8 protein-coding genes are annotated in these 14,225 nt (G+C 60.7%); 7 read left to right on the forward strand and 1 reads right to left on the reverse strand.

The genetic code is table 11. The features are described 5' to 3' along the window. Positions 1-197: 197 nt before the first annotated feature. Positions 198-3,176: a hypothetical protein gene (locus tag H6650_05460; protein ID MCB8951442.1), complete on the forward strand. Its 2,979-nt coding sequence runs from the start codon at positions 198-200 to the stop codon at positions 3,174-3,176. Positions 3,177-3,320: 144 nt separating this feature from the next. Here H6650_05460 and H6650_05465 read toward each other — a convergent pair whose 3' ends face one another. Then, on the reverse strand, positions 3,321-4,913 hold the full coding sequence (locus H6650_05465) for a gamma-glutamyltransferase (protein MCB8951443.1): 1,593 nt from the start codon (positions 4,911-4,913) through the stop codon (positions 3,321-3,323). 653 nt (positions 4,914-5,566) lie between these two features. Between H6650_05465 and H6650_05470 the strand changes: the two genes are divergently transcribed. The 6 genes from H6650_05470 (at position 5,567) to H6650_05495 (ending at position 14,130) form a co-directional block, all read left to right on the forward strand. Continuing rightward, positions 5,567-6,421 (forward strand): hypothetical protein, encoded by an 855-nt coding sequence (locus H6650_05470; protein MCB8951444.1) that lies wholly within the window; start codon positions 5,567-5,569, stop codon positions 6,419-6,421. Positions 6,422-6,442: 21 nt separating this feature from the next. Next, positions 6,443-7,924 (forward strand): cytochrome c3 family protein, encoded by a 1,482-nt coding sequence (locus H6650_05475; protein ID MCB8951445.1) that lies wholly within the window; start codon positions 6,443-6,445, stop codon positions 7,922-7,924. 171 nt (positions 7,925-8,095) lie between these two features. Then, positions 8,096-9,196: a hypothetical protein gene (locus H6650_05480; GenBank protein ID MCB8951446.1), complete on the forward strand. Its 1,101-nt coding sequence runs from the start codon at positions 8,096-8,098 to the stop codon at positions 9,194-9,196. A 416-nt stretch (positions 9,197-9,612) separates the two neighbouring features. Next, a complete protein-coding gene (locus H6650_05485) occupies positions 9,613-9,879 on the forward strand; it encodes a 4Fe-4S dicluster domain-containing protein (protein MCB8951447.1) in 267 nt (88 codons plus the stop codon). Continuing rightward, the gene (locus tag H6650_05490; protein ID MCB8951448.1) at positions 9,869-11,260 is read left to right on the forward strand and encodes an FAD-dependent oxidoreductase; all 1,392 of its coding nucleotides are present in this window, start codon (positions 9,869-9,871) and stop codon (positions 11,258-11,260) included. The genes H6650_05485 and H6650_05490 overlap by 11 nt, the downstream gene beginning before the upstream one ends. 17 nt (positions 11,261-11,277) lie before the next feature. After that, positions 11,278-14,130, forward strand: a complete 2,853-nt coding sequence (locus H6650_05495) for a pentapeptide repeat-containing protein (GenBank protein ID MCB8951449.1) — start codon at positions 11,278-11,280, stop codon at positions 14,128-14,130. The last annotated feature ends 95 nt before the right edge of the window (positions 14,131-14,225 follow it).

Below are 14,225 nucleotides of genomic sequence, written 5' to 3' on the forward strand. Positions count from 1 at the left end.
AACACTCACTTCAGTTTCAGGAGAGGGATAGCCAGGACGAACAGGGACGATTATAAGCCAATTGTGCCGTGACACAAACGACGGCGATCAATTGGTTTTTACCTGCCCTGGCGCGGTGGTATACTCTGATGGTTGTTGTTCCACTGGCGGGTCACCGCGTATGCGCTGACCACCGCTCACACCCGGAGAAGCCACCCATGTTACGAAACCGTGCCGTCTGGTTATTTCTCGTTACCTGTTTGTTGAGTGTCCTGGCTTGCGGCGGGGCCAACGAGGCCACGCCTGTGCCGCCGACCAGCCCGCCGCCGACGGCGGAGCGGAGCGGCGGGGAGCGTGGGGAAGGGGTGAGTACGGCAACGGTGGTGGCTGCGGTGGATACGGTTGTGCCGGCATCGCCCACACCCCCGCCCGCCTTCACCCCCACGCCGGTTCCCACCGTCACCCCCGACCCCAACCTCGCCGATTGGACCATTCTCGTCTACCTCGCCGCCGACAACGACCTGGAACTGCAAGGCCTGCTGGACATCAACGAGATGGAAACCGCGGGTCGTTCCAGCAAGGTCAACGTCGTGCTGCAAGTAGACCGCACCCCAGGCGAAACCACCGTCTCCGGCGACTGGACCGACACCCGCCGCTACCTGGTCCAGGGAGACAAAGACCCGGACAGCATCAATCCCACCCTGCTGGAAGAATTGGGCGAGCAGAACATGGGCGACCCCAACGTTCTCACCGATTTCATCGTCTGGGGCATGGAGGGCTTCCCCGCCAACCATTACGCCCTCATCCTCTGGGACCACGGCGCGGGCTGGTTGGGCGTCGCCTTTGATGAGAGCACGTCCGGCTACGACGAATTGAGCATGAACGATCTGGATGGCGCGTTGCAGCGGGCGCTGGCTCAGGTTGGTCCCGACCATTTGGACATCATCGGCTTTGATGCCTGCCTCATGGGGCAGATGGAAGTGTACGATGTGGTCAGCCCGTATGCGCTGTATGCGGTCGGTTCGGAGGAGTTGGTGCCCGGTTTGGGTTGGGATTATGCCGCTTTGTTGTCTGATTTGTATGCCGCGCCGGAGATGGATGCCGGCACACTCGCGCAGCACATGGTAGACGATTTCCTCGCCTACTACACCGATGTCGAGCCAGATAAGTACGTGACCATGTCCGCCGTGCGGCTGGATGCCATGCCTCGCGTCACCGATGCCGTGGAGCAACTGGCCGCCGCCCTGATCATCGATCCCGCCCTCTCCGCCAGCGCCGTAGGTGATGCCCGCGCCGGCGCGGAGAGCTTTGCCCGCTTCTACCCGGAGGATGCCGACTACTACGCGGCTGTGGACCTGTGGCATTTTGCCTCCATCCTGGCGCAGCGTAGCACCGATGAGGCGGTGACGGCGGCGGCGCAAGAAGTGATGGCCGCCGTGGCGGATGCGGTGGTGGCCGAGGCCCACGGCGGCGGCTTGCCGCAGGCGCGGGGCATGGCTGTCTATTTCCCCCGCCTGGCGGAGTTTATGGAGCCTTCCTATGCCAGCGAAGGACCGGTGGCCGGTTGGGATACGTTCCTGTCAACGTATCATGACCTGGGATTGGCGGATATTCCCGAACCGGGTTTTGATATTGTGAATGTCCTCAGCGATGTGGCCGGCTACCAGCAGCCTGCCTACATGGACGTGGAGATTACGGGGCGTGATATAGAGAATGTTTACTTGATTGCCGGCATCTACCAACCCGACGGCCGCCTGCAACTGGTCGAATACGACTACCTCATCCCCGAACCCACCTACCTCGACGACGGCTCCCTCCTCTACGAATGGCACGACGGCGTCCACGAAGACTTCTTCGTCTGGTACACCGACGCCTCCTATATCACCGACGGCCAAAACGGCGACTACGTCGTCATGTGGCCCACCGACTACGATAGCAGCCTGTACGTCGTCGAAGGCCGCTACCGCCCCGCCGGCGAGTCGAAATACTTCGACGCCAGCCTCGTCTTTGACACAGACACCGGCGAAATGGACAGCGTTTGGGGCGTGCAGAGCAGCGGCGAAGGCGCACCCTACGAAATCTTCCCCGCCCGAGGGGACGAATTCCAGATTTACGATCAATACCTCACGGAAGATGGTGACACTATCCGCGAAGCCGGCGTCTCCCTCTTCTTCGCCGAAAACAAGCAACTGTATTACCAGTGGCGGCCCCTCCCCAGCGGCGACTACTTCCTCGGCTTTGCCGCCGAGACCATCGCCGGGCAATGGGCGGAAGTCTATCATGATTTCGCCGTGGACAACGACAACCTGATTCCCGGCTACGCCACCTACCTTGACCCGTATCAAGGCTTCCAGTTCAACTACCCCGAGGCGTGGTATCGTCCCGAATACGACGACGCGCTGCTGTACACCAGTAACCCCGACGCTACCACCTACCTGTACATCACCCTCTACCCCGACCTGGGCAGCGGCACGCCCGCCGACCTGAAAACGCAAACGCTGGACGACTTCGGCGCGGTGGACATTCTCTATGAAGATGTGACAACGGTAGACGGGGAAGACGGGCTGATCACGGCCTACGGCTACAACGACGCCGACGGCGTCACCCACACGGGCGTCTTCTTCACCTTCGCGCGCGAGGGCGTGGGCTATGTGGTGGACCTGGATGGTCCCCTGAGCGAGGAAGAGGCGAACCTGGAAGCCGCCGTGGAAATTATCGGCAGTTGGGTGTTCCAGCCCGTTGGTTTTGGCCTCTATCCCGGCAACTGGGCTACCCTTACCCTGGACGGCTTCACCGTCTCCAAGCCGGAAGAGTTCACCTACGAGGAACTGGAGAACGGCTGGCAGCTTTTCACCGGCGAAACCAGCGACACCTTTGTCGCCTTGCGCACCGATCCCGATTCCGGCGCGGGGCGGCTGCCCCTGCTGGCGGACTGGCTGGCCGTGGCCGGCGACGGCGTGGAAGGATTCGCCACCGGCGATCCCTACCGCTTCACCCTGGCGGACAACCTCTGGGTGCGCGGCGACTTTGACTACGTCAACGAGGATGGCCTCCTCATTCGCGGCTTCATCATGGTCACGCTGCGCGACGGTCAGGAAATCGTCGCCTGGGCCGAAGCCCCCGCCAACGCCTTCCCCGACCTGGAAAACCAGGTCTTCCTGGTGATCATCTCCGACCTGACCCTGCCAGGCGATTAAGGCTGGCGCTGAAATAGCACTCGAATGGCAACGCCACAAAAAGGCGTCTCGTGTGTAATGAATCTTCCCGGAAGCGCAATGACGGATGATGGCCCTGGTTAACAGCTTCCGGGAAGATGTTTTTATTGATGGTTGGTTTGTCGCCTACACGGTGGCGACGGCCCCGCCGCGGCGGGTGTCGCCGGCGGCGACGAGGCGGCCTGATTCGGTGCGGGAGACGCTGTGCGCGCCGCCGAAGTAGATGCTGCGTGTGGGCCAGCGGTTGACGACGTAGCCGGCCTGTTCTACGGTGTCTACGGCGGCGGCATCGTAGCCCGCTTCGCATTGCAGAATGCCGTTTTCGTAGTGGACGCGGGCGATGTTCACGGCGTCGCGCAGTTTCATGTGGTAGTCGAGCAGGTTGCTCAGCACTTGCAGGATGGCGCTGCGGATGCGGGTGCTGCCGCCACTGCCGACGACGAGGCGGATTTTGCCATCTTTGAGGACGATGGCGGGCGTCATCATGGTGGGGATGCGCTGACCGGGTGGCTGGCTGTGGAAGCCGCGTGGGTGCAGGTCTTCTTCGCCCATGATGTTGTTGGGGATGAAGCCTGTGCCGGGGACGATGTAGCCGGCGGATTCGCCGGCGGTGGTGGTCAGGCTGACGGCAAGGCCGTCGCCGTCGATGACGCTGAGGTGGCTGGTGTTGCTGGGGCCGGGTGGTTCGGGCGCGGGGGCGTAGGGGCGACCGCTGGCGAGGGCGGCGGATATTTGCGCGACGTAATCGTGGACGAAGTTGTTGGCGAGGAAGGTGGTGATGGCGGTGGATGCCGGCATTTCCTCCCGCCACCGATCCCAATAAACGCGTGCCCGACTTGTTGCCCCCATCACCTCCGCCAGCAAGCGCAAATGGTCCGCCGAACCATGCGCCCGTTCACGCACGGCAAACGCCGACAACAGCTTTAGCGTGAACGCCGTGAGGACGCCCCCCGTTGAACTGGGCGGTGGCAGCAGAATTTCGTAATCCCGATACGGGAACCGGATGGGCGACAGCGTGGGCACGCTGTAGGCGGCCAAATCCGCCGTCGTCAACAGCCCGCCGTTGGCATCCTGGTCCGCCACCAGCGCCTGCCCCAGCGGCCCCTGGTAGGCGAAATCCGCGCCGGACGCGGCCAGTTCCCGCAAGGTATGCCCCAGGTGTGGGATGTATAGCACGTCGCTGGGTTGGATGAAGTGGCCGTTGGGTTGGAAGACGTGCCTCATGCCGGCAGTATGTGTATACAAAGGGGCCAGCAGTTCGCACGTTTCCGTCTGGAATGGCTCCAGGTGCAGGCCATCGCGCGCCAGGCGAATGGCCGGCGCCAAAAGCTGCGCCAGCGGCAAACGTCCATAGTCGGCGGCCATCTGGCACAGGCCACGTATGTTGCCGGGCACGGCTACCGAACCGCGCCCAAGGTGGAATTCCTGGGTGGTGGCGCCGAAGTCAACTGTTACTTTGCCGAAGTCGAGAGATGCCGGCATTCCCGCGCGACCCAATCCCGGCGTGGCGCTGAAGAAATCGTAAACAGTTCCGTGGCCCGAAACCGGATTATAAATCTGGGCCATGCCGCTGCCCCCCAGATGCACTACCCCAATCTCCGCAATAAACGAAGCAAACGCCGCCGCCACCGCGGCATCAACCGCATTGCCCCCCTGCTCCAATATCGCTGCGCCGGCTCTGGCCGTCTCCTGACTGCCCGCGGCGATTACTCCTGACATAGAATGGTCTCCTCTGAAAAGGATCTTCCCGGAAACTTCATCACGGATGATGGCTCTGGGTAACAGCTTCCGGGAAGATGTTTTCATTGATGGTGGTGCGCCGCGGCGCATGAAGTCTCCTTCGAGAATGGTGGTCAGTTGACAGTGGGCAGTGGTTAGAAGCACACGCTGCCACCCATCGTCGAGATAAATCTTCGTCATCCGCGCATCATGTGCGTGTTTTTATCTGGCAATTGTCCGTTGTTGGCACGACAAATCGGAATCACCGGACATCGGTCGTTATTCGTTTCCCGTTTTCCGTTGACTGTTGCCCGTTTTTCGGCGTGGCGCTGTAGTGTAGCGGAAAAGGGATAAATGGTAAATGCCCCCTCGTTGCCGCAACTTGTTTGCCTGGCGTGACTTTTCCGCCCCTGAGGCGACTAATCCATAGGGAACAAGCGTGCAAACGGGCGATGCGGTACTGGCAGAAAATGCCGGCATAAACGGCACACCCCCACAAGACAATTTTCGTGATAACAGCGTTACAATAGTACCTAAAGACCTGTTGCGTTCACCCTTTCGCTATAATAACGAAGTAGAATGATGATGCCAGCTCATCATCTTGGAAAATCTCATGCCTTTGTTACTGTACCCACGATCAACTGAATGACGCCATGATCTCACGACCCACTACCACCGCGCCCGCGCGCAACCGACCGCGACAAGCCTTCGAGTTAGAAGTCAGCTTTGTCGTCATCTTCATCCTTTGCGGCGTGTACATCGCCTATGAAATCGTCTCCGAACCTCGCGGCGGACATCCCTTTGGCCATTGGCTGGGCATCGTGGGCACGCTCCTCATGCTGATGACGGAAACGCTCTACAGCCTGCGTAAACGCACGACCCTCCTTAATCGCGCCGGTCCCGTGCGCTACTGGCTCTCCTTCCACATCTTTACCGGACTGGTAGGCCCATTTCTCGTCCTGATGCACACCGGACTGCAATTTCGCGGTCTGGCCGGCCTCACCTTCTGGCTGACGATGGTCGTCGTCGCCAGCGGCTTCGTCGGGCGTTATCTTTACACGGCGCTCCCCCGCCGCCTCTCCGGCGTGGCCCAATCGCACGCGGAGCTGACGGCGGAGGCAAACAACCTACACGCAAGTCTAACCGCCTTCCAACAGGAAAAACCGGATCATGTGCAGGCCGTCATCACCGCGTTGAGCGAACGCACGGCGCGGCGCTCGGCCTGGTTAAGTCTCCTGGGACGCAGCTTTTTCCAGTGGCGCTATGAGCGTCGATTGCGGCGGGAATTGCGTCGCCTGGATGAGTTGGAGAGCGCGCAGCAGAAGGAGTTGGCCGCCATGTTGGCGCGACAGCGGGAGTTGGAGCGGCAAATGGAGACGCTGGAGACGGCGCGCGGCTACATGCGGTTGTGGCATATGGCGCATGTGCCCTTGGGCCTGACGCTGTTCTTTTCCGTCATTGTGCATATTGTGGCGACGGTTTATTTTCGTGCCGGCATTCTCCACTAATACCATCATCCCAGACCCTTCATGAAACGTCACCGCCTCGTCGAACGACAACACCCCATCTTTTCCCCCATTGCTCTTGCCTCCGCGGCCATCCTCATCGTGGGTCTCTCCCTCTACGTCACCTTCACCGGCGGGCGCGCCTTTAATCCCGGCGACCTTTCCGCCCACAACAGCAGCGGCCAGACCCTGGAAGGCTTCACCAACCACGCCGAGTTTCAAGACAACTGCAACCAGTGCCACGCCCCCTTCAAGGGTATCGACCCCACCCGCTGCGAAAGCTGCCACGCCAGCGTTGGCGAACAGCATCGGACCGGGCAGGGCTTGCACAGCCGCTTCGACAACGTCGCCAGGTGCGCCGCCTGTCACCAGGAACACAAAGGGCGCGCCTTTGACCTCACCGCCGCCGCCATACACGATTTTGACCACAGCCTGACCCCCTTTAGCCTGGACAAACACGAACGCGATTACGCGGATGCCCCCCTGGACTGCACCACCTGCCACACCAGTGCCGTGGCTGCCTCCGTGGATGTTTCCGCCTGTCTCGCCTGTCACAAAGAAGCCAAACCGGACTTCATGACCGTTCATGAAGACGCTTTCGGTCAGGATTGTGTCGCCTGCCATGATGGCCTGGATACCCTGGCCGCATTCACGGCGGCGGATCACGCCGAGTTTTTCGCGCTGGATGGTTTGCACGCGGACGTGGCCTGCGAAAGCTGCCACGATGGCGGTCGCTTTGAGGAAACGCCCACCGACTGCTTCGCCTGCCATGCGGAACCGGAGCGACATCGCGGCCTCTTTGGCACGGACTGCGCCGCCTGCCATGCGCCTACCGGCTGGTCGCCAGCAACGCTGGATGCCGCTCTGTTCAACCATGCCGATACGGGCTTCAGCCTGGCGCGGCACGTAACGAATTTCGACCAACAGCCTTTCTCTTGCGCTACGTGCCACACGGGGGCGCAGTTTGGATTTGCCGAATCGCAGTGCGCCGATTGTCACGCCCAGGTTGACATCGCTTTCATGACGGCGCATGTGGCCCAGTTTGGCGTGGATTGTTTGCAGTGCCATGACGGCGTGGACCGTATGGCGAATTTTGACCACGCGACGATCTGGCCGCTGGAGGGTCGGCACGCGACGGCGGATTGTGCGGGGTGTCATGTGGACCAGGTTTTTGCCGGCACGCCCCACCAATGCGTCGCCTGTCACCCGGAACCAACCCTACACGCCGGACTCTTCGGTCTTGACTGCGCCGCCTGCCACACCCCCGCCGCCTGGCGACCCGCCCGCCTCACCAACCACACCTTCCCCCTCAACCACGGCGAACAGGGCGAAATCCCCTGCGCCACCTGCCATACCGCCACATTCGACCAGTATACCTGCTACACTTGTCACGAACGGGTGGAAATGGCCGGCAAACATCAGGAGGAAGGTATCCGCGCTCCCGAACTGGAACAATGCGTTCAATGCCACCCCACCGGCACGGAGGACGAGGCTGAGAGCGACTGAGAGCGGCTGAGAGCGGCTGAGAGCGGCTGAGAGCGGCTGAGAGCGGCTTGAGAGCAATGATTAACGGTTGAATTATTGAATAAATTAATGGCGCGTCTGGCACACCTTCATTGACCATTCAACCGTTCACCCATTTACCCATTTACGATTACTTCCTCCCAGGAGCAGATCATGAAGAAAGCAATCCACGCTACCATCCTCTTATCCCTTCTTTTCCTCTTCCTCCTCGCCGCCGCTGCCCACGCCGACCAGCCGGCGCAGACCATCAACACCCGCCTCATCTTCACCGACGAAACAGAATTCCTCAACACCATCGCCTCCCTCGGCTACACCTCCCATCACGAAGGATTTGAAGACGACAACGCCTGGGGAATCGCCCGGTCTCCCATCACAGCCCCAGGTGTCACCAGCCTCGGCCTCACCTGGACCGCCAACAACGTCAACAGCCAGGTCACCACGGGCAGCGGCCCCGTCCGCACCGGACTTTGGGGTTTCTACACCCTCCCGCACGGCGACCCCTATAACGGCATCAATGACGGCTGGATTATCACCTCGGCGGAAACTCTTTTCGCCTTCGGTGGCTGGATCAAAACGAACACGCCCCCGGCCAACCTGGCCCTGATCCTCGATGGAGACGAGGGCAACCCCGTTGACTTCGATGGCGGCCAACTGTGGGCGCAGCACCAGTTTTTCGGCGTTATTGACACGGATGGTTTCACCCAGGTTGAATTCCGAGAGACGGAAGCCACGCCTCCTAACGAACTGAAATACATCTTTGGCGACGATTTCTTTTGGGCCACGGCGGCAGATGATCTTCAAAACGCGCCTCTTTTGGCCTGGAACATAGCCACGGGCACGCCGCAAGGGGGAGGGCTGGCCGCGCTGCAAGTCTCCGATGACGACTACGCCTACGTTCTTAGCGCCCCGTCCGGGTCACGCCAGATCGTCACGGCCGTCGTTGCCGCGCAAAGCCCATTGACTACCGTCTCAGCCCTCAACCTCAAACTGGAAGCCGCCGTCAGCAGCGGGAACATCTTCGGCGTCGTGCGCTTACGTAACTTTGACAATGGCTCCTGGTATACTCTTAGCTACTTCCCCATCACGATCACCGATACGCCCCAATACTTTCTTGACGCACCCGATCCAAACCGGTTCGTTCGCGATAGTGATGGTCTGGTTATGGCTCAGATCATCAGCCTGGGCTACGGCCCCATCTTCCCCAATGGCTACACGCTGCGTCTCGACCAGATTGAGGCGACCGTTGCCCCGTGATTTGATCGCACCCAACAGGTAGCCGATTCGGCGTATGCCCGTTACTTTTCCACCGCGAAGCCGACTACTCAACTAGTGCCTCAACAATGTGATTTTGAGGAGTTCGCATCCTCAGATGCGAATGGGCGGCATCTGAGGATGCCGCACTCCTCACCCCTCATTCTTAGGTTGTCGAGGTACTAGCATCGTGATGATGTCCCCCAGGTGTGACGCACTTATTTAGAAGCCAGAAGTGCGTCGCGCCTGAGCCATCACAGACCATATGACGGATGGACTCGGCGCGAACGCGCTACCTGATTACACTGTCCTGGAAATTGACTACAATAGTCTCAAACCAGCTTTGACATTGATACGCCCGGCCAAGACGTTTATCGGCTTTCACCCGATGTGGCGGCGGGCAGCGCCACGAGTAACTTATGTCCTTGTTTTCCCGATTTCTCGCTAAAGAACCGACAGCCGATGAAATTACCGTCGTTCCGCTAGGGCGTGTGCAGGCGGACGGCAGCCGCTGCATTCAGTGTGGCGTTTGCGGCTACAACTGTCCTGTCGGCATTGATGTCCGCAGCTATGCCCGTCAGGGTTTGGCCGTGGAGGATCATACTTGTATTACCTGCGGCCAATGTATTCAAGTTTGCCCACGTGGTACGCTGCGCTGGGAAAAGGCTGTGATTGATGAAGCATAACGGTTCTCATGCCAACGATCATGGCGCGCCGGGTGGGTCGTCCGCGCCCCTACATTACGTTATCGTGGGCAATGGGGCCGCCGGCGCATCTGCCGCGGAGACGATCCGCGCCCACGACGCGCACAGTCGTATCACCATCCTCACTGCCGAGCCATCTCTGATGTACTCGCGCCCTGGCCTGGCCTACGTGGCAACGGGAGAGATACCGCCGCGCCAGGTCATTGCCCGCCGCGCCGAATGGTACGAGCAGTTACGTCTAGGCCTGGTTTATGACGCCGCCGAGCGCCTGGATGTGGTAGCGCAGCGCGTTTATCTGTCCAATGGGGATTCCTTGCCCTACGATAAGCTGCTGATTGCCACGGGCGCGCGGGCGGCGGCGCCCCCGTATCCTGACGCCACGTTGAAGGGAGTGGTCTACCTGGATACGCTGGAAGGGACGAAGGAACTGCTGCGCCAGGCGCGGCGTGGGCGCAAAGGCGTAGTCATTGGCGGGGGCATCACGGCTTTGGAAATGGTGGAGGGTTTTCTCCATCGCAATGTGGAAACCCATTATTTCGTGCGGGGCGATCAACTGTGGGGGCGTGTCTTCAATGATACCGAGTCGGCATTGTTGGAAGCCAGCATGAAGGCGCATGGGGTACATATCCATTACCGGACGGAGGCGGAGGAGATTCTGCCGACGCGCTGGGGGCATAAAGTACGGGCGGCGCGGCTGAAGGGGGGCGGTGCGTTTTCCTGCCAGCTTTTTGGTGTGGCGATTGGGGTGACGCCGTCGTTGGAACTGGTTCGGGGGACCCCTTTGAAGCTGGATCGGGGCATTCTGGTGAACGAATACCTGGAAACCAGCGTTCCACATGTTTTTGCCGCGGGTGATTGCGCGCAAGTTTACGATCCGTGGACGCGCCGCCACATGCTGGACGTTCTCTGGCCGAGCGCGGTGGCGGAGGGCCAGGCGGCGGCCATGAACATGATGGGGAGGCGCCAGCCGTATGAAAAGGGGACGCCTTTTAATGTCTGCAAATTGTTCGGGCTGCACGTTACCATTATTGGGCAGATTAATCCGCGCAGCGTGGGGGATGAGGAGCCGGAAATTGTGCAGCATCTTTCTCGTGGCGCATCGGAGACGTGGTTTACGCGGCCGCGCACGCATGTGAGCGCCTGGGCGCAGGATGGTCCGAATACGCTGCGCCTGGTGATGGACGAAGACAAGTTGGTGGGTGCTATGTTGATCGGGGAGCAGACGCTGGCGGATGCGCTTCGTTTGCTGATTCAGGATGAAGTGGATATTTTCGCGATCCGCCCGGCGTTGCAGGCGGGGGGCGATGAGATGCGCCGCGCGTTGTTGCGGTTCTGGCACGCTTATCAGAGACAGGTGGGATGATGGGCAGGCGACTGGTTTTGACGATCGTGAGTGTGGTGGTGTTTGCCGGCATTATCGTCGGCGCACTCAGTTGGTCATGGGCACAAAACACGCCCTACAACCCCGGCGACCCCTTCTATGCCTGGCAGCAGGCCGCCGTGCGCCTCTGGCGCGGCTCCATGGGATCCTCGCGGGCCAACCTCGGCCTGCCCGTCACGATTGAACCGGCTGCCGTCGCCGCTGCGCCCACGCCGACGACCGCTTCCGGCGGCGAACCCACCCGCCTGCCTACCCCCTCCGCCGCCGACATTCTTGACGCCGCCCATGTCGTGCCTTTTCCGCCCGCTGCCGCCGAGCAAATTGACCACAGTTTCTTCCCGCTGGCAGGCGGCCATGACGTTGCTGACTGTGCTGCCTGTCATACGCAGGGGGATTACAAGGGAACGCCATCCGCTTGCGTCAACTGCCATGCGCCGGACGACCCACATGAGGGCGCGTATGGCGCGGATTGCGCGGGCTGCCACGTCATTGATGATTGGCAGCCGGTCAGTTTTGATCATGCGCTGATGGGTAGTCAGGATTGCCGCGTTTGCCACACGCCGCCCGCCAATCATTACACCGGCGCGTGCCGCAACTGCCATACGGACACGACGGATTTCGCCGTTTTCATTTTTAGCCATGACAATATCGGGCTGACGGATTGTCGTGGTTGTCATGCGCCGCCGTCTGGGCATTATGCCGGCACTTGCCGCTCCTGCCACGTCAGCACAAACGACTTCAACGTCATCCAATTTGACCACACCAACGTTACCGGCGTGGATTGCGGTGCCTGCCACGCTCCGCCGCCCAACCATTACACCGGCGCGTGCCGCAGTTGCCACCAAAATGCCGGCAACTTCCGCCAGGTAAACTTCAGCCACGCCAACGTTGGCGGGACGGATTGCGGCAGTTGCCATGCGCCGCCCGCCAATCATTATCCGGGCGAATGCCGCGCCTGCCACCAGGACACGGGTAGCTTCGCCAACGTCAATTTCTCCCATGCCAATTTTGCCGGCACCGACTGCGGTTCCTGTCACGCGCCACCCGCCAATCATTACCCTGGCGAATGTCAAGCCTGCCACCAGGATACGGGCAATTTTGGTCACGTGAACTTCAATCATGCCAATTTTGCCGGCACGGACTGTGGTTCCTGCCATGCGCCGCCCGCCAACCATTACCCTGGCGAGTGTCGCGCCTGCCACCAGGATACGCGCAACTTCACGCACGTCAACTTCAATCACGCCAATTTTGCCGGCACGGACTGCGGCGCCTGCCACAATCCTCCCGCCAACCACTATCCGGGCGAATGCCGCGCCTGCCACCAGGACACAGGCAATTTCGGTCATGTGAACTTCAATCATGCCAATTTTGCCGGCACGGACTGCGGCGCCTGCCACAATCCGCCCGCCAACCACTATCCGGGCGAATGTCGCGCCTGCCACGCAGACACCGGCAACTTCCACAACGTCAACTTCAACCACGCCAACTTCCCCAACACCGACTGCGGCGCGTGCCACAATCCCCCCGCAAATCACTATCCTGGCACCTGCCGCGCCTGCCATCAGGACACGAGCAACTTCCACAACGTCATCTTCAGCCACGCCAACTTCACCAACACCGACTGCGGCGCGTGCCACGCCCCACCCCCCAATCATTACGCCGGTGAATGCCGTGCCTGTCACACCGACACCGGCAACTTCAACAACGTCAACTTCAACCACGCCAACTTCCCCAACACCGATTGCGGCGCCTGTCACGCGCCGCCGCCAAACCACTACGGTGGAACCTGCCGTAACTGTCACCAGGACACGAGCAACTTCAACAACGCCACCTTCGACCACGGTACAATTGGCAACACCGATTGCAGCGCCTGCCACAACCCGCCGCCAAACCATTACAGCGGCGAGTGTCGCGCCTGCCATTCAGACACGAGCGACTTCGGCAACGCGGTCTTTAATCATGGCACGATTGGCAACACCGACTGCGGCGCCTGTCACGCGCCGCCCGCCAATCACTACAGCGGCGAGTGTCGCGCCTGCCACTCGGACACGAACGACTTCGGCAATGCAGTCTTTAATCACGGTACGATTGGCAACACCGACTGTAGTGCTTGCCACGCACCGCCGCCGAACCATTACGGTGGAAGCTGCCGCAACTGCCACCAGGACACGAGCAACTGGCACAACGCGAACTTTGACCACAGCGGCATTGGCGACACAGATTGTGGCGCCTGCCACGCGCCGCCACCCAATCACTACGGTGGAAACTGCCGCAACTGTCACCAGGATACGAGCAACTGGCACAACGCGAACTTCGACCACGGTGGCATCGGCGACACGGATTGCAGCGCCTGCCACGCGCCGCCCCCCAATCACTACGGTGGAAGCTGCCGCAATTGCCACCAGGATACGAGCAACTGGCACAACGCGAACTTCAACCACGGCGGCATCGGCGATACGGATTGCAGCGCCTGCCACGCGCCACCGCCGAACCATTACGGCGGAAGCTGCCGCAACTGCCACCAAAACACAGGCAACTGGCACGATGTCAACTTCAGCCACAATGGCTTGACTGACTGCCAGGGCTGCCATACGCCACCGGCCAACCACTTTCCGGGTCAGTGCTCCAATTGCCACAACACGGATACGTGGGAAGGGGCCACATTCAACCACTCCTTCCCGCTCAATCACGGTGGCGCGGGCGGGAACTGTGGCGCCTGCCATCCCGGTCCGCCGCCGGCGTATACGTGTTTCAACTGCCACGATCAGCAGGACATGATTAATGAACATGCGGAGCATGGTATCGGGGATATTGGCAACTGTGTTGGCTGTCACCCCACCGGAGACGATTGATCGGGCAGGAGCATAAATAAGTGCCGGAATGGTCCCGTTTCTCAAATGGGACCATTCTGGTTATCGTCAGAGTGTCTTTCTACGGGGTATACTGG

The sequence above is a fragment of the Ardenticatenales bacterium genome (assembly GCA_020634515.1).
In the GTDB taxonomy this organism is placed as follows: Bacteria; Chloroflexota; Anaerolineae; order Promineifilales; family Promineifilaceae; genus JAGVTM01.

Coding starts and splice junctions, on each gene's coding strand:
- H6650_05460 (MCB8951442.1), top strand. CDS start 198: ATGTTACGAAACCGTGCCGTCTGGTTATTTCTCGTTACCTGTTTGTTG.
- H6650_05465 (MCB8951443.1), bottom strand. CDS start 4,913: ATGTCAGGAGTAATCGCCGCGGGCAGTCAGGAGACGGCCAGAGCCGGC.
- H6650_05470 (MCB8951444.1), top strand. CDS start 5,567: ATGATCTCACGACCCACTACCACCGCGCCCGCGCGCAACCGACCGCGA.
- H6650_05475 (MCB8951445.1), top strand. CDS start 6,443: ATGAAACGTCACCGCCTCGTCGAACGACAACACCCCATCTTTTCCCCC.
- H6650_05480 (MCB8951446.1), top strand. CDS start 8,096: ATGAAGAAAGCAATCCACGCTACCATCCTCTTATCCCTTCTTTTCCTC.
- H6650_05485 (MCB8951447.1), top strand. CDS start 9,613: ATGTCCTTGTTTTCCCGATTTCTCGCTAAAGAACCGACAGCCGATGAA.
- H6650_05490 (MCB8951448.1), top strand. CDS start 9,869: ATGAAGCATAACGGTTCTCATGCCAACGATCATGGCGCGCCGGGTGGG.